Raw genomic sequence first — 20,819 nt, 5'->3', positions numbered from 1 at the left:
ATCATATAAATGCAAAAGGCTCAAGTTAACAACTTGAGCCTTTTTTTATACATATAATTTTAATTTAATTTTTATTAAAATGCTCCATAAAATGATCTGGGTGTGCACCAGTTCTTTCATCATTGTCTAATAAATCAATTGTACTAATTTCTTCATCGGTAAGTGTAAAATCAAATACAGAGGCGTTTTCTATAATACGTTGTTTGTGTACACTTTTAGGGATAGTTAATACTCCTTTTTGTAAATCCCACCTAATAATTATTTGTGCTACACTTTTGTTATATTTATTAGCAATCTCTTTAATTACTTCATTTTCTAAAATTCTACCTCTCATTAAAGGAGACCAAGCTTGATATTGAATATTTTCTTTTTTGCAATAATCAATTAAATCTTGCTGTAGTAATTTTGGATGAAATTCATTTTGTAATACCATAGGTTTTATAGAGCCACTTTTTTTAATTGTCTCTAATTGATGCGTTAAACAATTAGAAACACCAATAGCTTTAACTTTACCATCTTTATAAAGTTTTTCTAAAGCCCTCCAGGTGCCTTCTAAAACATCTGGTACAGGCCAATGTATTAAATACAAATCAATATAATCCAAGTTTAGTTTACTTCTAGATACTTCAAAAGCTTTTAGAGTATTTTCATAACCTTGATCATCATTCCAAACTTTAGTAGTCACAAAAATTTGATCACGTGCTACAGAACTTGTTTTAATGGCTTCACCAACACCTTCTTCATTATTGTAAAAACTAGCAGTATCAATTAATCTATACCCTGCTTCTAAAGCATTATGTATGGCTTTAACTACTTCATTTCCGTCTTTAGATTTATAAACTCCTAAACCTAAATACGGCATTTCAATTCCGTTATGTAAAGTTACTTTTCCAGTAATGTCTGTGATTTTCATAAAATTGAATTTGTAATTTTTTTAAAGAATTATAAAGGTAAAATATTTAAAAGCTAGAGCGCAAACTTCAATTAAATGATTTAAAATTTTAATAAATATTTATGTTTAATATTTAATTTATGACAGTGAATATTAGAAGGTTTCATTTTTTGTGTCAAGCTTTACGCAAGTTATATTCTATAAAAGCAATATTTTAATTACTTTTGTTAATCAGAAAATAGAACCATTCTACAGATGAGCCAAAAAATTTTACTTAGTGCTAAAGAAATAGAAATTATTTTACATCGCCTGGCTTGTCAACTTATTGAAAATCATCAAAAATTTGAAGAAACCGTACTTGTTGGTATTCAGCCAAGAGGTATTTTTCTAGCAGAACGTATTCAAAAGTTACTGCAAGAAGAGTATCATATCAAAGAAGTAAAAACAGGTAGGTTAGATATTACTTTTTACAGAGATGATTTTAGAAGAAGTACAAGACCTTTAGAGGCTAACAAAACCAAAATAGATTTTTTAGTAGAAAACAAACGTGTAGTTTTTATAGACGACGTATTATATACAGGTAGAAGTATACGTTCTGCATTAACTGCTATACAATCTTTTGGTAGACCTAAAACAATAGAACTACTAACTCTAATAGATAGAAGATTTAGTAGACATTTGCCAATACAGCCAGATTATAATGGCCGTAAAGTAGATGCAATAAATGAAGAAAAAGTAAAAGTAAATTGGGTAGAAAACGCAGGAGAAGATTGTGTTTACCTTATTAATCAATAAGCAAAGTCAATGAGTGAATTAAGTGTAGACCACTTACTGGGCATAAAATATATTACCAAAGAAGATGTTGATCTTATTTTTAAAACGGCAGATCACTTTAAAGAAGTAATTAACCGTCCCATTAAAAAAGTCCCGTCATTACGTGATATAACCATCGCTAATTTATTTTTTGAAAACAGTACCAGAACAAGATTGTCTTTTGAGTTGGCAGAAAAAAGACTAAGTGCAGATGTGGTTAACTTTTCTGCAGCATCTTCTTCTGTAAAAAAAGGAGAAACTTTAATAGATACGGTGAATAATATTTTATCTATGAAAGTAGATATGGTTGTTATGCGTCACCCTAACCCTGGTGCGGGGGTATTTCTTTCTCAACACGTTAATGCTAGTATAGTTAATGCGGGAGATGGAGCTCACGAACATCCAACCCAAGCCCTTTTAGATTCTTATTCTATTAGAGAAAGACTAGGGGAGGTTACTGGTAAAAATATTGTAATTGTTGGTGATATTTTGCATAGTAGAGTTGCTTTGAGTAATATTTTTGCTTTAAAACTACAAGGAGCAAATGTAAAAGTTTGTGGACCTAAAACGTTAATACCTAAACATATTGAAAAATTAGGTGTAGAGGTAGAGACAAATTTACGCAAAGCACTAGAGTGGTGTGATGTTGCTAATATGCTTCGAGTACAAAATGAACGTATGGATATTAGTTATTTTCCATCTACTAGAGAGTATGTACAACAATTTGGATTAACAAAAGATATTTTAGATTCTTTAAACAAAGAAATTACCATAATGCATCCAGGCCCTATTAATAGAGGGGTAGAGATTACTAGTGAAGTAGCAGACTCTGATCACGCTATTATCTTAGATCAAGTACAAAATGGAGTAGCTGTAAGAATGGCGGTAATTTATTTATTAGCTTCTAAAATAAAACAATAGTCTATGAAAGTTACACAGCAAGAAAACTATATAATTGTAAAAGATGAGAAAAATGATGTAATTGGTTTTTCTAATTATTTAGAAAATGAAGCTTATAAGTCTATAGAAGGCAAAAACATAGTGGTAGATATTTTAAAATATGGAGAGTTAACATTAGAAGAGTTACTTTCTTACCTTGCTTTATCTAATAAACATCGCTCTTCAGATCATTCATTTGTAATAGTAAATGATACAATAAATATAGATCTTGTTCCAGAAGAGTTAATGGTAGTCCCTACTTTATTAGAAGCTGGAGATGTAATACAAATGGACGAAATACAACGTGACTTGGGAGGTTTAGATGAATTTTAAACAATTCAGCAATAATTAAATTTACATTTATATGGAGTTAACCATTTTAGGTTGTTACTCAGCTACCCCAAGAACATTTAATAACCCTACAGCGCAAGTTTTAGAAATTAAAAATCATTTATTTTTAATTGATTGCGGAGAAGGTACCCAAGTACAATTAAGACGTAGAAAAATAAAATTTTCACGTATTAAGCATATTTTTATTAGTCATTTACACGGAGATCATTTTTTTGGTCTGGTAGGTTTAATTTCTACTTTTGGTTTATTAGATAGAAAAAATGAACTTCATATACACGGCCCAAAAGGGATTAAAGAAATTATTACCCTACAATTAAAATTATCTAATTCTTGGACGGGATACCCTTTATATTTTCATGAGTTAGACCAAAAAATACCACAACTTATACTTGAAGATGAAACCGTTACTGTAGAAACCATTCCTTTAAAACATAGAGTGTATGCTAATGGGTTTTATTTTAAAGAGAAAGAAGGAGATAGAAAACTTCTAATTAACGAGGTACAACAATATGAAATAGATGTAGCTTATTATAGAAGTATAAAAAAAGGAAAAGATGCCGTTTTAGAAGATGGCACTACAATACCAAACCACAAACTTACAGAACCAGCAGAGCCAACCAAAAGTTATGCATTTTGTAGTGATACCGTTTATTTACCAGAAATAGCAGAACAGATAAAAGGGGTTAGTACTTTGTATCATGAATCTACTTTTTTAGAACAGCACAAGCATTTGTGTGATAAAACCAAACACTCTACAGCAAAACAAGCAGCTTTAATAGCTAAAGCAGCAAATGCAAAACAATTAGTTTTAGGCCATTATTCTACAAGGTACGGTAACATCGAAGTATTTAAAGAAGAAGCACAAACTGTTTTTGATAACGTGATTTTAGCAGAAGACGGGAAGGTAATTACTATTAATTAAAAATACGTAAACTTTTAAAAATCGCTTTTCCTTTACCGGCATTTCCATTAAATTGCAGTATGGAAAAGAATTTAGAAAATTATCGTAAATCTTACGATAAATCAGAATTAAAAGAAGAAAATCTTTCAGTAAATCCGTTAGCATTTTTTCAAAAATGGTTCAATGAAGCAGAAGAATCTCAGCTAGTTGATGAACCTAATGCAATGACTTTGAGTACAATTGGTTTAGACGGTTTTCCGAAGAGTAGAGTAGTGTTACTCAAAAAAATAAAGGAAGAAGGTTTTGTTTTTTATACCAATTACGATAGCGAGAAAGGAAAAGCTTTAGAAAAAAATGCTAAAGTATGTTTATCATTTTTTTGGCCTGCTTTAGAACGTCAGATAATTGTAAAAGGTGAAATTGAAAAAATAAGTGAAAAAGAATCTGAAGCTTATTTCAATTCTAGGCCAGAAGGTAGCCGTTTAGGTGCTATTGTTTCTAACCAAAGTTCTCCAGTACCTAATAGAGATTACTTAGAAAAAAAATTAACAGAATTAGAAAAAGAGTACCAAGATAAAACTATAAAAAAACCAAAAAACTGGGGCGGTTATCTTGTAAAACCTTTTTCATTTGAATTTTGGCAAGGTCGTCCAAATAGATTGCATGATAGGTTTGTTTACAAACTATCTGTTAATAACACTTGGGAAACGCCAATAAGACTAGCTCCATAAACCAACCAAACCAACCAATATTTAACTTTATGAAACAACTAATACTAGTAAGACACGGTAAATCTTCTTGGGATGATCCTACTTTAACAGATCACGACAGGCCTTTAAAAAAAAGAGGTTTTAAAGATGCTAAACTAGTGATTAATGCTTTTAGCACGTATTTACAAAGCCCTTTAAAAGTAATTAGTAGTTCTGCAAATAGAGCGTTAACCACCGCTAATTTATTTAAAGAAGGTTTAAAAATATTAGATTCAGATTTTAGTGTAGTAAAAGAAGCTTATACTTTTGAGTCTTCAGAGTTATTAGAGGTTATTAAAAATCAAGATGATACAATAGAAAAATTAATGGTTTTTGGGCATAACCCTGCAATGACAAATTTGGTAAATTCTTTAGGAGATAATTATATAGAAAATTTACCAACCACAGGACTTGTGGTGATAGATTTTGATACAGATTATTGGAGTAAAATAGAAAATGGTAAGACTTTAGTGAGTTTATTTCCTAAAATGTTTAAATAAAATGGGAGTTCAAAATCAATACGTAAATAGAGAGTTAAGTTGGCTTCAATTTAATGCTCGAGTACTGCAAGAAGCAGAAGACGAAAGTGTACCATTAATAGAAAGACTTCGGTTTTTAGGTATTTTTTCTAATAATTTAGATGAGTTTTTTAAAGTACGTTACGCAACGGTAAAGAGAATAGATCAAGCAGGAAAAGGAGGAAAAAAAGCTCTTGGAGGGATGACTGCTTCAGATTTGTTAAAAGAAATTACTCAAATTGTAATTAAACAACAATCAGAAAGTTTAAAGATTTTAGATACTATTATAAATAAATTAGTAGATCATAAAATTTGCATTATTAATGAGCAAGAAGTAACAGAAAATCAAGCTCAATTTGTACAAGATTATTTTTTACAAAAAGTAAGTCCTGCTTTAGTAACTATTATTTTAAATGACTTAGAAGAATTACCACGTTTAAAAGATAGTGCAGCGTATTTGGCTGTTAGAATGATTTTAAATGAAAAAAAGAAAAAAGAAAAAAAATATATTTTAATAGAAATACCTAGAGGGATAGAGCGCTTTGTAGAAATACCTTCTGAAGATGGTAACAAATACATCATTATTTTAGATGATTTAATTAGGTATAATTTAAAAAGTCTATTTAGTATATTTAATTACGAAAGCATTTCTGCTCACATGATTAAAATTACTCGTGATGCAGAGCTAGATATGGCGGGAGATTTAAACAAAAGTTATATAGATAAACTTTTGTCTAGTATTAAAGATAGAATAGAGGGTGAACCAGTACGTTTTGTTTACGATAAAACAATAGAAGATGATACATTAGAGTTTCTACTTTCTAAAATGGGTATAGACGATTCTGATAGTATTATTCCAGGAGGTAGATACCATAACCGTAGAGATTATATGAAGTTTCCTAGTTTAGGAGCTTCAGATTTATTGTATAAAAAATATTCTGCACTTCCAGTAAAAGGCTTAACGCTGCATGGAAGTTTATTAGAAAAAATAGCAGAAAAAGATTACTTACAATATACTCCATACCACACATTTTCATACACAGTAAAATTTTTACGAGAAGCCGCATTAGACCCTAAAGTAAAGTCTATTAAAATTACGATTTATCGTTTAGCTGAAATTTCTCACATTGCTAGTTCTTTAATCAATGCAGTAAAAAATGGTAAACAAGTAACCGTTTCTATTGAGCTAAGAGCAAGGTTTGACGAGGCAAATAATATACGTTATGCAGAAAGAATGCAGCGTGAAGGAGTAAAATTAATATTTGGTGTACCTGGTTTAAAAGTGCACTGTAAAGCTTGTGTTATAGAACGTTTAGAAAAGAAAAAACTAGTACGTTATGGCTTTATAAGTACAGGTAATTTTAATGAGTCTACCGCAAAAATATATACAGATTACACACTTTTTACAGCCAACCAATCTATATTAAAAGAAATAAATAAAGTATTTAACTTCTTTGAGATTAATTACAAAGTAAGTCATTACAAGCATTTAATAGTTTCTCCACATTACTCTAGATCTGTTTTTGAAAGGTTAATAGACACAGAAATAGAAAATGCTAAGCTTAATAAACCTAACGGAATAAAAATTAAGCTAAATAGTTTGTCTGATTATAAAATGATTGATAAATTATATGAAGCTAGTAGAGCAGGGGTAAAAATAAAATTAATAGTAAGAGGTATTTGTAGTTTAATTCCTGGAGTAGTGGGAATGTCAGAAAATATTGAAGCTATTAGTATTATAGATAAATATTTAGAGCACCCTAGATTATATATTTTTGAAAACGGAGGAGAACCTAAAACTTATATATCTTCTGCAGACTGGATGACAAGAAACTTAGATAACCGAGTAGAAATATCTTGTCCTATTTATCAAAAAGATATTCAAGAAGAGTTACTAGAAACGTTTAATATCTGTTGGAATGATAATGTAAAAGCTAGAGATTTCTCTGCTAAAAATGACAACGCTCACAGAGTAAATAATCAATTAAAAGTAAGAAGTCAATTTGCTACTTATGATTATTATTTAGAAAAATTAGTAAATAAAGACTAAAATATACAAATATACGTGCTAAAAATAAGAAAATACGCTGCCATAGATATAGGTTCTAACGCTGTTAGATTATTAATTTCTACCATTACAGAACCAGAGTTTAAAGAACCAACTTTTAAAAAAACATCGTTAGTGAGAGTCCCTATTAGATTGGGAGCAGATGTTTTTGTAAATGGTGAAATCTCTGCAGAAAATATGTTAAGAATGCAAGATACTATGTGCGCATTTAGCTTATTAATGAAATCTCATAAAATAGAAAAATACAAAGCTTGTGCTACATCTGCTATGCGTGATGCTGCTAATGGACAAGAATTAGCAGATATTGTATTAAAAGATACTGGAATAAAAATTGAAATTATTGATGGTGAACATGAAGCAGCTATAATTGCTGCTACAGATTTACATAGTTTAATACAAGGTGATAAAACCTATTTATATGTAGATGTAGGTGGAGGTAGCACCGAGTTTACCCTATTTTCTGCAGGGCAAACTATCACTTCAAGAAGTTTTAAATTAGGTACCGTACGTATACTTAACAATATGGTAGAAGATTCTCTTTGGAAAGAAGTAGAAACTTGGATTAAAAAAGAAACAAAACCCTACACTCATATCTCTCTAATAGGTTCTGGAGGTAATATTAATAATATTTTTAAGTCTAGTGGTAAAAAAGCAGGTAGCCCGTTATCGTATCTTTATTTAAATTCTTATTATCAGTTACTTAACTCGTTAACTTATGAAGATAGAATCTCTCAATTAGGAATGAACACAGACCGTGCAGATGTAATAATACCTGCTACAAAAATATATCTATCTGCAATGAAATGGAGTAGATCTAAAAGTGTACATGTACCAAAAATTGGACTTTCAGACGGAATAATAAAGTCACTTTATAACGATATTATTAAAGCAGAAAAGCTTTAAATTACCCGTGAATTAATCCTTCTTTGCTTAAAGATTGCATAATTTTGGCTTCATAAGTTAAGAGGTCGTTCCATTTTTGGTCCACTTCTTTTCTATCGCCATATTTACGGGCAAAATTTAAAAACATAGTATAGTGGTTTGCTTCACTAATCATTAGTTTTTTGTAAAACAAGCGTAACTCCTTATCTTCTAACTGTTCAGATAATAATTTAAAACGCTCACAACTTCTTGCTTCAATTAATGCCGCATATAATAAACGGTGTACCATTTGAGTAATTCTACTACCTCCTTTAGGAAAAAATTTAAGTAATTCTATTACATACATATCTTTTCTATCTCTGCCTAACTCAAAGCCACGTTCTAGAATTTTATCATGAACCATTTTAAAATGACTCATTTCTTCGTGAATAAGTTCTGTCATTTCTTGTACAAGCTCTGTAAATTCAGGAAAACTTACAATTAGAGATACTGCAGTAGAAGCAGCTTTTTGTTCACACCACGCGTGATCTATTAAAATATCATCTAAATTTTTTTCAGCAATATTTACCCAACGAGGGTCTGTAGGAAGTTTTAAACCAAGCATAATTTATATATCTAGATCAAAAGTTGTTCGTAATTTATCTATCAACGGGTTCTTTTCTTTTAGCTTTTCAAACTTTTCTCGAGTAGTGAAAGCATATTTTTTTGTAGCCGTTTCGTTTACATCTATGTGTAGTTTTATAGATGTATTCTGAATTTTTTTCTTAATAAACCCCATTAAATTACCTTGAGCTCTCTTTAACTCAATCAACATCGTTTCATTAGGTAATTCTATATGTATGGTATCACCTTTTAAGGTAGGTTTATCTGTATCTACAATAGAAGCTAATATTTTTTTACCACGATTAGTAAGTTTTGATACATACTCTGCCCAAGCTTCTTGTACTTGCTCTTCTGTATAACTTTCTGTTAACTCTTCTGTAGGTAAAGCTTCTTTTTCTTTTTGTTCTTCTTCGTGTTTCTTTTTATGAGCAATGCTTTTTAAAGATAAACCAGAAGGCCTTTTTTTGTTATTAAGATTTATTTTAACCTCTTCTTTTGGTGTAGGAGTTTCTGTTTTTTCTTTAGAAACCGAAGAAGGTAATTGTACTTTTACTTCAGGTTTTGTAGCAGGAGTAGGGTGTTCTTCTGTTTTAATTACCTCTTTAGATGCATTATCTATTTTTTTTGCTGAAACTTTTTCTGTAGAAATAAAGTTTTCTGCAGGAATTATAAAGCGTTTAGAATTTTTTTTTTCTCCATCAAAAGTGATAGAGGCAAGCTGCATTAAGCATAATTCTACGAGTAATCGCGGATTTCGACTGGTTTTATATTTTAAATCACACTCATTAGCTAGCTCAATACCCTGCATTAAAAATTCTTGAGGTGCTGCTTGAGATTGTTTAAAGTAAAGTGCTTTTATTTGTTCTCCTACTTCTAATAAACTAATTGTAGCTTGATTTTTACAAACCAATAAGTCTCTAAAGTGAGATGCTAAACCAGCAATATAATGGTGACCATCAAAACCTTTAGCTAAAATCTCATTGTATTGTACAAGTAAGTCTGGTATATTATTAGCTAAAATTAAATCTGTAGATTTAAAATAAGTTTCATAATCTAGAACATTTAAGTTTTCTGTTACAGCAGCTCTAGTAAGATTATTACCACTAAAACTAACTACACGATCATAAATAGATAAAGCATCTCTCATAGCTCCGTCTGCTTTTTGGGCTATAATGTGTAATGCATCATCTTCTGCTTGCACACCTTCTTTTAAGGCAATACCAGCTAAATATTCTTTAGCGTCGGTAACTGTAATTCTTTTAAAATCAAATATTTGACATCTAGAAAGAATAGTAGGTATTATTTTATGCTTCTCTGTAGTGGCTAAAATAAAAATAGCATGTTTTGGTGGTTCTTCTAAAGTCTTTAAAAACGCATTAAAGGCAGAAGAAGATAGCATATGTACCTCATCTATAATATAAACCTTGTATTTACCTACTTGTGGTGGTATTCTTACTTGGTCTATTAAATTTCTAATATCATCTACAGAGTTGTTAGAAGCGGCATCTAATTCAAAAATATTAAAAGCGTAATCTTCTTCTTTATTTTCTGTAGCTTGTTGATTAATTTTTTTAGCTAAAATTCTGGCACACGTAGTTTTACCTACACCTCTTGGGCCTGTAAACAGCAAAGCTTGTGCTAAGTGATTATTATCAATAGCATTAAGAAGTGTGTTGGTAATTGCTTTTTGACCAACTACATCTTCAAAAGTTTCAGGCCTGTATTTTCTGGCAGAGACAACAAAATGTTCCATAGTACAAAAATAGAAATCCTAAGCACATATGGCTTTTAGTTCTGTATTTTTTTCTGAATAATTATTCACAATTTTAAAGATAAAATTCTTCAGCTTATATAATCTACTATATTTGCAAGACGCAGGCCGCCTTATCGCCACGCTTTAAAGCTTGGAGGAAAGTCCGGACACCAAAGGGAAGCATAGTGGTTAACAGCCACCGGCCGAAAGGTTAGGACAAGTGCAGCAGAAAGAATGTACAGGTAATGCTGTAGTGAAACCAGGTAAACTCTATGCGGTGCAATACCATGTATACCGGCGCTTAAGATTGCCCGATCAATGCCGGAGGGTAGGTAGCTAGAGATTTTTGGCAACAAAAATTCGAGATAAATGATAAGGGTTCTAATTTATTAGAATACAGAATCCGGCTTATAGGCCTGCTATTTTTTTAAGTTTACTAATGTCCAGTCAATAGCATCGTTTAAGTTTCTAAAAACTTGAAAAGGTTTTTCTTGAAAACTTTTTTCATAAAGAGCTGCTTGAACGCTAGTATCAGAATAACAAACCATAGCTATAGTTTTTACTTTATTATATAAATTACTTAAGTAGTAATTAGTAGGTACAATATTGTAGTTGTTTATTCTGTTAGAAATGTAACCTATGTTTTCTATACTTTTTGGGTAATATGTGTCTATATTCATTTTTAACCAATTGAGTTCTTCAATATCAAAAACTACATCTTCATTTATTTCTGTAATAATGTAGTTTTCATAAAGTCGAAGCTTCCCAATTTTATCTTCTATTATTTTAAATGGTGGAGTCATTTTAAAATAATATTAAATTTTGAAAAATGAAAAAACAGAACTTCCGTATTTTCTACTTTCTGTAAAATGGTTGGTTTCAGATAAATCTGTGTACTTAGAGTGCTCAATAATTAAAATACCGTCTTTATTTAATAAATCATTCTCGAATACAAAATAAGGTATTTTTTGAAATTCTGCAAGTTCTAATCCGTAGGGTGGATCTGCAAAAATCACGTCATGTTTACTTTTTACCTTTTCTAGATATTTAAACACATCGCTTTTTACGGTTTGTATTTCTGCATCTAATTCTTTAGCTGTTTTGTTTATAAACTTTACACAACCATAATTTTGATCTACGGCAGTAACATCTGTAGTTCCTCTAGAAATAAACTCGTAAGATATGTTTCCTGTACCTGCAAAAAGGTCTAATAGTTTAACATTATCAAAATCTATCTGAAAATTTAATATATTGAATAAAGCTTCTTTTGCCATATCTGTAGTTGGTCTTACAGGTAGAGTTTTGGGAGCTATTAATCTTTTACCTTTAAATTTTCCTGATATAATTCTCATATTAAATTACTTAATAATAGTAAGTTTTGTTTAGGATTAATATTTTTTTCTGATAAGTTTTTCAATTGCTGTACTAGAAATGAGGTGTCTAAAAACTCAATATTTTTTACATATGTATAAAGGTAGTGATACAGATTGTCTGTTTCATTTATTTTTCCGCATAAATACATCTGTAACTCTTCATTATTTAATTTTAATTGCTCTAAACAAAATAGAACATAATAAATAAAGTCTTGCGGGGTAAAATATTCAAATGAATTTGCTAAAAGCAGTTTATTATCTTTTATAATGCAAATATCAAATGTAGATGTATAAATATTTAAGTAAACTACCTCTGTATTTAGTTTGTTAGAAGAGTTTACTAAACATAAATCTACAAATAGAGTAGAAGAGTGGGTATAGGTAAATTCTCCAAACTGATCAAACAAGTAGTTATTTATATTAGTATAGGGTATATAAACACTATTTGCTTTAATATTATTTAGCTCATCAAATGCTATAAAATCTGTATGTAGAATTTTGGTGTTAAATTTTAAATAATCTGTAAGTTTTTTTTCAGAGAAATATTTTTGAGGTACAATATTATATAGATTATTAGCGTAAACCACTTTAACTTTACTAATAGCAGTTAAAATACTACTATCTATATTAAATTTGATAGCATTTTGTAGCTCAACTAATATTTTTTCTGGGTCTAGATTATTATTAAAAGACTTATTAAAAAAAATATCTAGGGTATTGTTTTCTGTGTTTTGGGTACAAAAAGAAAGTCCATCTTGAGTAATCAAGATGGACAGTTTGTAATATTGTTTCTCGTTATTAATCGTTAGATCCATAAACTTTTGGCCAGTTACCATTTGTGTTTACTTCAGACATAGAACCTACTTGAATATATTCACCTCTAACGTTATCTACAGAAAGCATTTGCTTTTCTTGTTTAATTAAATGCTCATCTTGATCTGCTAATATATCTGCTTTATCAATTTTAGCTTCAAAAACAGGAATATAACTATCGTTTTTATAGATTTTTCCGGCATCTAATTCAAATTTCTTACCATCTGTGAAAGGAACTTCCATCATTGTTTTATAACGATCTGTACCTTTGTAGATAGAATCTCTAACAGAAGTATACCCTAAAGTATCAATAATAGTTTCAGACTTGTATTGGTCTACTTTATAAGTATCATAATACTCTTGATCAAAAACAGTAGTATCTCTACGTTGAGTAACTACAAATTTAGCAGTATCAATAAATTGAACTAAGCTATCCCAGTCGCCGCTAAATCTACCAGTAACTTGTTTGTGTGCTAATTCTGCCTGGCGAATATCTTTTAATTTCTCAATTACTTTAGGATACCTAGCATCTCTAACTTTGTTAAATTTAATTGGCTCATATACAGCATTAAAAGTAAGGTAGCCTAAAAATCCAATAACGACCCATAATAGTAATTGAATGACAATTTTCATATTTAATGAATTTAATTTGTTTTATATGATATACGCAAACTTACAATTTTTTTTTATTCGCAAAAGTTTCCAAGTCAAAAATCACTGTTTATCTTTGGTTTTTTAGTAACCTAAGCATTTAAATGACCTCCACAGAATTTTATAAATTATTAAAGAACGATTTTCCTTTCACGGTAACTACACAACAAGATGTAGCATTACAAAAATTGTCAAGTTTTATCTTATCTGATAAAAGCGATCAATTATTTATCCTCAAAGGTTATGCCGGAACTGGTAAAACTTCTATAATTGGTACTATTGTTAAAAATTTACGGAGGGTACTTATGTCTTCTGTGCTTGCTGCGCCAACAGGTAGAGCAGCAAAAGTAATGAGTAATTACTCTGGTTATCAGGCACAAACTATACATAGAAAAATTTATCATCCTAAAAAAACAGGTGGTAGTAAAGTGCAATTTGTGTTACAAAAAAATAAACATAAAAACACTGTATTTATTGTAGATGAAGCTTCTATGATATCAGATTATAGTGGTGACGGTTCTCTTTTTGATAGTGGTTCTTTATTAGAAGATTTAATAGATTATGTGTACTCTGGAAAAAATTGTAAACTCATTTTTATTGGAGATACCGCACAATTACCACCAGTTAAATTAACCCTAAGCCCAGCACTAGATCAAGATAAGTTAAGTTTAGGTTATCAAAAAGATGTAGACCATTTAGAGCTTAATGAAGTAGTAAGGCAAGAGCAAGAAAGCGGTATTTTATATAATGCAACTCTAATAAGAGAAGCTATCAAAAATCATTTTTACGACGATTTTAAATTTCAATTAGGAATAGGAGATGATTTTATACGACTAGTAGATGGGTATGAAATTATGGATGCCATTAACGATTCTTACGATCATGGCGGTTATGAAGAGACTGCTATTGTAGTAAGATCTAACAAAAGAGCAAATATTTATAATGAACAGATAAGAAATAGAATACTTTTTCAGGAAAATGAAATTGCTAGTGGCGATTTTTTAATGGTGGTAAAAAATAACTATTTCTGGGTAAAACCTACTTCTGAAGCAGGATTTATAGCGAATGGTGATATTATAGAGATTTTAGAAATATTTGAAATTATAGATTTATATGGTTTTAGGTTTGCAGAAGTAAAAGTACAAATGGTAGATTACCCTAAAATGCAAGCTTTTGAAACAGTTATTATTTTAGATACCCTAACCGTTAATGCACCATCTTTAAGTTATGAGCAATCTAATGAGCTTTACCAAGAAGTGCAAAAAGATTATGCAAATGAGACATCTAAGTATAAAAAGTTTCAGAAAGTAAAGAGCAATAAATATTTTAATGCTTTACAAGTGAAGTTTAGTTATGCTATGACATGCCATAAATCCCAAGGTGGACAATGGGATAATGTTTTTGTAGAGCAACCTTATTTAAAAGATGGTATCAAAGAAGATTATTTACGTTGGTTATATACCGCTTGTACTCGTGCAAAGAAAAAATTATATTTAATAGGATTTAAAGATGAATTTTTTAAAACAGATCTTTAAAGACTTTAAGTAAATAGAAGAAGATTAATAACATAAAAAATAACTACTTGAATAATAATAAATTGAAAGTCATTGCAATGATACCAGCACGATATGCTGCAACAAGGTTTCCTGGAAAATTAATGAAAGATTTAAACGGTACCACAGTAATTACTCGTACTTATCAAGCTGCAGTTTCTACAAAACTTTTTCAAGAAGTTTATGTAGTTACAGATGATGAAATTATTTTTAATGAAATTACCAACCACGGTGGCAAGGCAATTATTAGTAAAAAAGAACACGAATGCGGAAGTGATAGAATAGCAGAAGCTGTAGAAGATATGGACGTAGATATTGTAGTGAATGTGCAAGGTGACGAACCATTTATAGAAAAAGAGAGCTTAGAAGATTTACTGGCTGTCTTTGAAGGAGAAGATGCTCATCAAATAGATTTAGCTTCTTTAAAAACATCTTTAGAGACAGAAGAAGAGGTAGAAAACCCTAATCATGTGAAAGTAATTACAGATAAAAATGATTTTGCTCTCTATTTTTCACGCTCTCCAATACCTTACGTAAGAAATAAAGAAGCAGAAATTACTTATTACAAACATATAGGTATTTATGCTTTTCGAAAAAATGCTTTGTTAGATTTTTACCGTTTGCCAATGTTAGCTCTAGAAAATGCAGAAAAGTTAGAACAGCTACGCTATTTAGAATATGGTAAAAATATAAAAATGGTAGAAACAAAACTTAAAACCATTGGGATAGATACTCCTGAAGATTTAGAAAAAGCAAGATTAACCCTAGATAATCTTAAAAAGTAGATTGTTTATTAAAAAAGCTATCTAAAAAACGATAAAATCTTTGATTGAAAGTTACTTCAAGCAGAAGAAAATTAAGTTTTTAGATAGCTTTTTGTATGGTATTTTATCTAAATTATTTTTTTTATAACTCTAAGGTTGTGAGAGTATTGGTTGGTATCTACATTAAAAATACCACTATGATCAATTCTATCTATACGTACTTTACCATGTGCGTGAATAATGTAGTTATCTCTCATTATAATCCCTACATGAATAATTTCACCTTCAGCATTATCAAAAAAAGCTAAATCACCAGGTTCACTTTCTTCTATAAAGCTTAATGGTTCCCCTTGTCTAGCTTGTTGAGATGCATCTCTATAAAGATGGTAGCCATTTAAGCGATAAACCATTTGGGTAAAACCGCTACAATCTATACCAAAAGGAGTTTTACCACCCCATAAATACGGAGTGTTAAGATATAAATAGGCTGTATTTAATAAATTGTCTTTAGGTTGCACACCAACAATTTTTCTACCTTCAAACTCTAAATTTAATTTGTTAATAAAATTTAATTTAGCTCCAATAGATAAAGGGGTAAGCTCTTGGGTATTTGGTGTTACTGCAAAATCTACCAAATCTATAGATAATTCTTCAGCAGAAGATTGTAATAAAGCATACTCTTCTTCATCTAGATGTAAGTATTGTTTATTATCTATCCACCCTTCATAAGAATCAAATGCAATACGAATTTTGCTCCATTTTTTTCTTTTTTCTAAGACTTTGAAATTTTCTCCAAACAAAAGTTGAGAAACCATTTCACTAGTATCGGTAGGTTCTAAACGTACCGGCACAATATTTAGATGACAAATTCCGTATTGCATTAATTGTTTTTTACTGCAAAAATATCAATTTCTTTCAATTATCATTGCAGAAGCTCCACCACCTCCGTTACAAATTGCAGCCGCACCTAACTTTCCATCATTTTGTTTAAGTACATTTATTAGGGTAATTAGTATTCTAACTCCCGAGCAACCAAGCGGATGCCCTAAAGAAACAGCCCCACCATTTACGTTTACATTTTCATCAGAAAGTCCTAAAATTTTCATATTTGCAAGCCCAACTACAGAAAAAGCTTCGTTAAATTCAAAATAATCTACATCTTCTATTTTAATTCCTGCTTTATCTATGGCTTTTGGTAAAGCTTTAGAAGGAGCAGTGGTAAACCATTTAGGTTCTTGCGCAGCTTCAGCATAACTTTTTATAGTAGCTAATGGAGTTAAACCTAACTCATCTGCTTTTTCTTTGCTCATTAATACTACAGCACCAGCACCATCATTAATGGTAGAAGCATTAGCAGCAGTTACGGTGCCTTCTTTACTAAATGCAGGTCTAAGTGAAGCAATTTTATCCATTCTAACATTTTTAAACTCTTCATCTTCGCTTACAACAACAGGTTCTCCACGTCTTTGTGGTACTTCTACAGGTACAACTTCATCGTTAAATTTACCTTCTTCCCAAGCTTTTTTAGAACGCTCATAAGATTTTATAGCAAATGCATCTTGGTCTTCTCTAGAAAAATTGTGTTCTGTAGCACATAAATCTGCACAAACACCCATAGCATTATGGTCGTAAGCATCTACCAAGCCATCTTTTTGCATGCCATCTTCCATAGCTTTAGGTCCAAATTTGTGACCGTTTCTTAGGTGAACATAATGAGGTATTAAACTCATATTCTCCATACCGCCAGCAACAATAATGTCTGCATCTCCCAAAGCAATTGCTTGAGCAGCTTGAATAACAGCTTTTAATCCAGAAGAACATACTTTATTTACTGTAGTGCAAGGTACGCTATCAGGTATACCTGCACCAAGAGCAGCTTGTCTAGCCGGAGCTTGCCCAACACCAGCTTGTACAACATTACCCATTAATACTTCTTGTACTAACTCTGGTTTTAAATTTATTTTCTCTAATGCACCTTTTATAGCGATAGAACCTAGTTTTGGAGCTGTTACAGAAGATAAACTTCCTAAAAAACTACCTATAGGAGTTCTAGCAGCACTTACAATTACAACCTTTTTATTCATTATTTAATAATTTTTAGTTTTATTTTTTACGAATTTAATAATTTTAAAAAGAACTAACTACTGCTTTACCTGTTACCTTTTAACTTTTCACTACATTTGATATTGAATAAAATTGTATGAGTAAATTTGTTAATAGTGTTTATAAGAATCAGGCTTTAATTTATAAGGTTTTTCTTTATATATTGACTACAGCCATTATTGTTTATTTATTTCCTAAAGGAAGTAAATTTAAGTATGAATATTCTAAAGGTCAGCCTTGGCAGTATGAAAATTTATACGCTCCTTTTGATTTTGCTATCTTAAAATCTAATCAAGAAATTGAAGCAGAAAAAGAAGATATAAGAAGCAAACACACCCCTTATTATGAATATAACGAAAATATACCTAAACAAGTTGTAAACTCTTTAGATGCCGAAATAGATGCCGTATTTTCTGATAGCATAATTAATAGAGATGGAGTAAGACTTGTAAAATTTACAAGAAAAACTTTAGATGATTTATATACAGATGGTTTATTGCAAGAAATAGAACCTTTTGAAGATAGCAGAATTGTTTATCTAATGAAAGGTAATGAAGCTGAAGAAATTGTATATGGTAGTATTATTAAGCAAGAAGGTCTACGCTCTTACATTAACAAAAAAATAGACATAGCGGGTTTACAAAAATATGAAAATGAGTTAACAGAACTTTTTTTTGATATCGTACAACCTAATGTTAGTTTAAATGAAGAGTTAACTCAACAAGATTTACAATCTAAACTTAATGCTATTTCATATACACGAGGTATAGTAAACCAAGGCTCTAGAATTATTGCTAGAGGAGAGGTGATAGATGGTAATAGATTGGGGATTTTAAATTCTTTAAAAAGTGAATACGAATCTAAAGTATGGAGTACCTCTAGTTATTATGTAGTTGTATTTGGCTATGTTCTTTTAGTGTCTTTATCTCTATTAATGCTTACTCTTTTTATAAAAAAATATAGACCAGAAATTTTTGATAATAATACCAAAGTAACATTTATATTTTTCAATATTCTTTTTTGTGTATTACTAACAGTGGGGGTAATGAAGTTTAATGTAAAATATGTGTATGTAGTACCACTTTGTATTTTACCATTAACTTTAAAAGCTTTTTTCGATGCTCGGCTTGGTTTATTCACGCACGTAATTTTAGTACTTATATTAGGCTTTATTGTACCTAATAGTTATGAGTATATGTTCTTGCAAATAATAGGAGGTATTGTTACTATTTTAACCGTATCAGAGTTATATAAGAGAGCTAATTTATTTATAAGCGTAGGGCAAATTACGGGAGTTTACTTATTTGCTTATTTTGCATTTACTATTATACAAGAAGGTGATTTACAAGAAATAAACTATGAAACTCTATTAATATTTTTAATAGCAGGTTTTGCCACACTTTTTGTACAACCCTTAATTTATGCTTACGAGAAGTTATTTGGGTTAGTATCAGATATGTCTTTATTAGAATTATCAGACACCAATTCTAAGCTTTTAAAAGAATTATCTAATAAAGCACCGGGTACTTTTCACCATAGTTTAAATGTAGCTAATCTAGCTGAAGCTGCCGCTAATGAAATTGGAGCAAACTCTATGCTGGTAAGGGTTGGAGCTTTATATCATGACGTAGGTAAAATGTCTAACCCTACTTTTTTTACAGAAAACCAAACAACTTCTGTAAATCCGCATGACGAGTTAGAGCCTAAAGAAAGTGCACAAATAATAATAAATCACGTAATCCACGGTATAGAAATAGCAAAAAAACATAATTTACCAGATAGATTAATAGATTTTATTAGAACACATCACGGTACCAGCGTAGTTTATTATTTTTATAAAAAAGAACAAGCCCGTTTAAAAGATACTAACCAAGATGTAAATATAAAAGACTTTACTTACCCTGGGCCAGAGCCATTTAGTAAAGAAACGGCTATTTTAATGATGAGTGATAGTGTAGAAGCGGCAAGTAAAAGTTTAAAAGAACCAACTGCTAATTTAATAGATAATTTTGTAGAGAAAATTATAGATAAGCAAATGGATGAGGGGCAATTTTTAAATGCAGATATTACTTTCAAAGAAATTCAGATAATTAAGAAAGTTTTAAAACGAAAGTTAAAAAACATTTATCATCTTAGAATTGAATATCCAGAATAATCATTCAATTAAAATCAAGATAGATGAAATTTGGAAAAGTGGAAGATCCAGGTAGTATTGATTTTTTATTACCAAAAGATCACATTCAAACTAAAAAAATACTACAAACCTACGAGTCTAAAACGTTTAATAACGTAAGTGTAGGTTGTGCTAAGTGGAATAGAAAAGACCTTAAAAACTTTTATCCACGGGGTACAAAAGAAGAATTAACATATTATTCTCAGCAATTTAATAGCATAGAGCTCAATGCTACTTTTTATAGAATGTGGACAATAGAGCAGTTCCAAACGTGGAGAGATAAAACAGTTGAAGATTTTAAATTTTTCCCGAAAGTACCTAGACTTATTAGTCATATTAAACGTTTGGTAGATGCAGATGATTTGGTGACAGATTATACAGCAAATTTATTAGGTTTAGGAGAAAAATTAGGAATGGTTTTTTTACAAATGCCAGAAAATTTTCATCCTAAATGGATAGATAGATTACCTCCATTTTTTGAAAAATGGCCTAATGAAATTCCGTTAGCTTTTGAAGTAAGACACCAAGATTGGCATCTTGATTCAGAAATAAGTGACCGGTTTAATGCTATTTTAAAAGAACATCACATCACTAACGTTATTACAGACAGTGCAGGTAGAAGAGATTTACTACATATGAGATTAACGTCAGATACTGCATTTATTAGATATAACGGCGCAAATCACCCTTCAGATTACACAAGGCTAGATGATTGGGTAGATAGGCTAGAAGAGTGGTATAATTTAGGACTTAAAAACGTGTATTTTTTTGTTCATCAAAATCTAGAAGAAGCTTCTCCATTATTATCTGCATATTTTATAAATAAACTAAACGAGCGTTTTAACTTATCTATTAAAATTCCGCAGACATTATAAAGAAATAACCAATAGCTGTATAGATTTTCTTAATTTAAATCTATA

Annotated in this window: 21 protein-coding genes and 1 other RNA gene; 13 read left to right on the top strand and 9 right to left on the bottom strand. The window is 30.3% G+C overall.

The genetic code is table 11. From position 1 onward, the window contains the following. Positions 1–64: 64 nt before the first annotated feature. Entirely contained in the window at positions 65–913 is an 849-nt protein-coding gene (locus BUC03_RS03560; RefSeq protein WP_073148325.1) for an aldo/keto reductase, read from the bottom strand. Between the two features lie 234 nt (positions 914–1,147). Here BUC03_RS03560 and pyrR point away from each other — a divergent pair, with 234 nt between their 5' ends. From pyrR to BUC03_RS03520, 8 genes are read left to right on the top strand one after another with little or no spacing between them, the layout of a single operon-like run. Next, positions 1,148–1,687, top strand: coding sequence for a bifunctional pyr operon transcriptional regulator/uracil phosphoribosyltransferase PyrR (gene pyrR, locus BUC03_RS03555; protein WP_073148323.1), 540 nt, complete (start codon positions 1,148–1,150; stop codon positions 1,685–1,687). Between the two features lie 9 nt (positions 1,688–1,696). Next, positions 1,697–2,626: an aspartate carbamoyltransferase catalytic subunit gene (locus BUC03_RS03550; RefSeq protein ID WP_073148321.1), complete on the top strand. Its 930-nt coding sequence runs from the start codon at positions 1,697–1,699 to the stop codon at positions 2,624–2,626. 3 nt (positions 2,627–2,629) lie between these two features. Then, the gene (locus BUC03_RS03545) at positions 2,630–2,977 is read left to right on the top strand and encodes a ribonuclease Z (RefSeq protein ID WP_073148319.1); all 348 of its coding nucleotides are present in this window, start codon (positions 2,630–2,632) and stop codon (positions 2,975–2,977) included. 31 nt (positions 2,978–3,008) lie between these two features. Next, the gene (locus BUC03_RS03540; RefSeq protein WP_073148317.1) at positions 3,009–3,917 is read left to right on the top strand and encodes a ribonuclease Z; all 909 of its coding nucleotides are present in this window, start codon (positions 3,009–3,011) and stop codon (positions 3,915–3,917) included. Between the two features lie 59 nt (positions 3,918–3,976). After that, positions 3,977–4,627, top strand: a complete 651-nt coding sequence (gene pdxH / locus BUC03_RS03535) for a pyridoxamine 5'-phosphate oxidase (RefSeq protein WP_073148315.1) — start codon at positions 3,977–3,979, stop codon at positions 4,625–4,627. A 29-nt stretch (positions 4,628–4,656) separates the two neighbouring features. Next, positions 4,657–5,145: a SixA phosphatase family protein gene (locus BUC03_RS03530; RefSeq protein WP_073148313.1), complete on the top strand. Its 489-nt coding sequence runs from the start codon at positions 4,657–4,659 to the stop codon at positions 5,143–5,145. Between the two features lies 1 nt (position 5,146). Beyond that, positions 5,147–7,213, top strand: coding sequence for a polyphosphate kinase 1 (ppk1, locus tag BUC03_RS03525; protein ID WP_073148311.1), 2,067 nt, complete (start codon positions 5,147–5,149; stop codon positions 7,211–7,213). Between the two features lie 15 nt (positions 7,214–7,228). Continuing rightward, positions 7,229–8,134, top strand: coding sequence for a Ppx/GppA phosphatase family protein (locus tag BUC03_RS03520; RefSeq protein ID WP_073148309.1), 906 nt, complete (start codon positions 7,229–7,231; stop codon positions 8,132–8,134). Between the two features lies 1 nt (position 8,135). On the opposite strand, the gene miaE is transcribed toward BUC03_RS03520, so the two are convergent. Further along, positions 8,136–8,717: a MiaE family protein gene (gene miaE / locus BUC03_RS03515; RefSeq protein WP_073148307.1), complete on the bottom strand. Its 582-nt coding sequence runs from the start codon at positions 8,715–8,717 to the stop codon at positions 8,136–8,138. Between the two features lie 3 nt (positions 8,718–8,720). Continuing rightward, positions 8,721–10,469: a DNA polymerase III subunit gamma/tau gene (locus BUC03_RS03510; RefSeq protein WP_073148305.1), complete on the bottom strand. Its 1,749-nt coding sequence runs from the start codon at positions 10,467–10,469 to the stop codon at positions 8,721–8,723. A gap of 118 nt (positions 10,470–10,587) precedes the next feature. Between BUC03_RS03510 and rnpB the strand changes: the two genes are divergently transcribed. Next, positions 10,588–10,896: RNase P RNA component class A (gene rnpB / locus BUC03_RS03505), an RNA gene on the top strand. On the opposite strand, the gene BUC03_RS03500 is transcribed toward rnpB, so the two are convergent. From BUC03_RS03500 to BUC03_RS03485, 4 genes are read right to left on the bottom strand one after another with little or no spacing between them, the layout of a single operon-like run. Beyond that, a complete protein-coding gene (locus BUC03_RS03500) occupies positions 10,889–11,272 on the bottom strand; it encodes a hypothetical protein (protein ID WP_073148303.1) in 384 nt (127 codons plus the stop codon). The genes rnpB and BUC03_RS03500 overlap by 8 nt on opposite strands. Positions 11,273–11,284: 12 nt before the next feature. After that, positions 11,285–11,821 carry a 16S rRNA (guanine(966)-N(2))-methyltransferase RsmD gene (rsmD, locus tag BUC03_RS03495; RefSeq protein ID WP_073148301.1) on the bottom strand — a complete coding sequence of 179 codons (537 nt, stop codon included), beginning with the start codon at positions 11,819–11,821 and terminating at the stop codon, positions 11,285–11,287. Beyond that, positions 11,818–12,657 carry a DUF3822 family protein gene (locus BUC03_RS03490; protein ID WP_073148299.1) on the bottom strand — a complete coding sequence of 280 codons (840 nt, stop codon included), beginning with the start codon at positions 12,655–12,657 and terminating at the stop codon, positions 11,818–11,820. The genes rsmD and BUC03_RS03490 overlap by 4 nt, the downstream gene beginning before the upstream one ends. Beyond that, the gene (locus BUC03_RS03485; RefSeq protein ID WP_073148297.1) at positions 12,641–13,288 is read right to left on the bottom strand and encodes a hypothetical protein; all 648 of its coding nucleotides are present in this window, start codon (positions 13,286–13,288) and stop codon (positions 12,641–12,643) included. Before BUC03_RS03485 ends, BUC03_RS03490 begins: the two co-directional genes overlap by 17 nt. A gap of 122 nt (positions 13,289–13,410) precedes the next feature. On the opposite strand from BUC03_RS03485, the gene BUC03_RS03480 reads away from it, so the two are divergent. After that, a complete protein-coding gene (locus BUC03_RS03480) occupies positions 13,411–14,841 on the top strand; it encodes an ATP-dependent DNA helicase (RefSeq protein ID WP_073148295.1) in 1,431 nt (476 codons plus the stop codon). 77 nt (positions 14,842–14,918) lie between these two features. Continuing rightward, positions 14,919–15,644 (top strand): 3-deoxy-manno-octulosonate cytidylyltransferase, encoded by a 726-nt coding sequence (kdsB, locus tag BUC03_RS03475; RefSeq protein WP_073148293.1) that lies wholly within the window; start codon positions 14,919–14,921, stop codon positions 15,642–15,644. Positions 15,645–15,751: 107 nt separating this feature from the next. Here the strand turns inward: kdsB and BUC03_RS03470 are convergent, their stop codons facing one another. Further along, positions 15,752–16,504, bottom strand: a complete 753-nt coding sequence (locus tag BUC03_RS03470) for a C40 family peptidase (RefSeq protein ID WP_073148291.1) — start codon at positions 16,502–16,504, stop codon at positions 15,752–15,754. A 24-nt stretch (positions 16,505–16,528) separates the two neighbouring features. Next, positions 16,529–17,707 (bottom strand): acetyl-CoA C-acyltransferase, encoded by a 1,179-nt coding sequence (locus BUC03_RS03465; RefSeq protein ID WP_073148289.1) that lies wholly within the window; start codon positions 17,705–17,707, stop codon positions 16,529–16,531. 116 nt (positions 17,708–17,823) lie between these two features. On the opposite strand from BUC03_RS03465, the gene BUC03_RS03460 reads away from it, so the two are divergent. Continuing rightward, positions 17,824–19,881 (top strand): HD family phosphohydrolase, encoded by a 2,058-nt coding sequence (locus tag BUC03_RS03460; RefSeq protein WP_073148287.1) that lies wholly within the window; start codon positions 17,824–17,826, stop codon positions 19,879–19,881. A 23-nt stretch (positions 19,882–19,904) separates the two neighbouring features. Next, positions 19,905–20,774 (top strand): DUF72 domain-containing protein, encoded by an 870-nt coding sequence (locus tag BUC03_RS03455; protein ID WP_073148285.1) that lies wholly within the window; start codon positions 19,905–19,907, stop codon positions 20,772–20,774. Positions 20,775–20,819 lie beyond the last annotated feature (45 nt).

Source organism: Mesonia phycicola (assembly GCF_900141885.1).
In the GTDB taxonomy this organism is placed as follows: Bacteria; Bacteroidota; Bacteroidia; order Flavobacteriales; family Flavobacteriaceae; genus Mesonia; species Mesonia phycicola.
Note: the sequence above shows the minus strand (reverse complement) of the source record. Positions and strands in the feature narration are given on the sequence as shown.

Excerpts from the sequence above, each read along its gene's own strand:
- BUC03_RS03560 (WP_073148325.1), bottom strand. The coding sequence starts at position 913 with ATGAAAATCACAGACATTACTGGAAAAGTAACTTTACATAACGGAATT.
- pyrR (WP_073148323.1), top strand. The coding sequence starts at position 1,148 with ATGAGCCAAAAAATTTTACTTAGTGCTAAAGAAATAGAAATTATTTTA.
- BUC03_RS03550 (WP_073148321.1), top strand. The coding sequence starts at position 1,697 with ATGAGTGAATTAAGTGTAGACCACTTACTGGGCATAAAATATATTACC.
- BUC03_RS03545 (WP_073148319.1), top strand. The coding sequence starts at position 2,630 with ATGAAAGTTACACAGCAAGAAAACTATATAATTGTAAAAGATGAGAAA.
- BUC03_RS03540 (WP_073148317.1), top strand. The coding sequence starts at position 3,009 with ATGGAGTTAACCATTTTAGGTTGTTACTCAGCTACCCCAAGAACATTT.
- pdxH (WP_073148315.1), top strand. The coding sequence starts at position 3,977 with ATGGAAAAGAATTTAGAAAATTATCGTAAATCTTACGATAAATCAGAA.
- BUC03_RS03530 (WP_073148313.1), top strand. The coding sequence starts at position 4,657 with ATGAAACAACTAATACTAGTAAGACACGGTAAATCTTCTTGGGATGAT.
- ppk1 (WP_073148311.1), top strand. The coding sequence starts at position 5,147 with ATGGGAGTTCAAAATCAATACGTAAATAGAGAGTTAAGTTGGCTTCAA.
- miaE (WP_073148307.1), bottom strand. The coding sequence starts at position 8,717 with ATGCTTGGTTTAAAACTTCCTACAGACCCTCGTTGGGTAAATATTGCT.
- BUC03_RS03510 (WP_073148305.1), bottom strand. The coding sequence starts at position 10,469 with ATGGAACATTTTGTTGTCTCTGCCAGAAAATACAGGCCTGAAACTTTT.
- BUC03_RS03500 (WP_073148303.1), bottom strand. The coding sequence starts at position 11,272 with ATGACTCCACCATTTAAAATAATAGAAGATAAAATTGGGAAGCTTCGA.
- rsmD (WP_073148301.1), bottom strand. The coding sequence starts at position 11,821 with ATGAGAATTATATCAGGAAAATTTAAAGGTAAAAGATTAATAGCTCCC.
- BUC03_RS03490 (WP_073148299.1), bottom strand. The coding sequence starts at position 12,657 with ATGGATCTAACGATTAATAACGAGAAACAATATTACAAACTGTCCATC.
- BUC03_RS03485 (WP_073148297.1), bottom strand. The coding sequence starts at position 13,288 with ATGAAAATTGTCATTCAATTACTATTATGGGTCGTTATTGGATTTTTA.
- BUC03_RS03480 (WP_073148295.1), top strand. The coding sequence starts at position 13,411 with ATGACCTCCACAGAATTTTATAAATTATTAAAGAACGATTTTCCTTTC.
- kdsB (WP_073148293.1), top strand. The coding sequence starts at position 14,919 with ATGATACCAGCACGATATGCTGCAACAAGGTTTCCTGGAAAATTAATG.
- BUC03_RS03470 (WP_073148291.1), bottom strand. The coding sequence starts at position 16,504 with ATGCAATACGGAATTTGTCATCTAAATATTGTGCCGGTACGTTTAGAA.
- BUC03_RS03465 (WP_073148289.1), bottom strand. The coding sequence starts at position 17,707 with ATGAATAAAAAGGTTGTAATTGTAAGTGCTGCTAGAACTCCTATAGGT.
- BUC03_RS03460 (WP_073148287.1), top strand. The coding sequence starts at position 17,824 with ATGAGTAAATTTGTTAATAGTGTTTATAAGAATCAGGCTTTAATTTAT.
- BUC03_RS03455 (WP_073148285.1), top strand. The coding sequence starts at position 19,905 with ATGAAATTTGGAAAAGTGGAAGATCCAGGTAGTATTGATTTTTTATTA.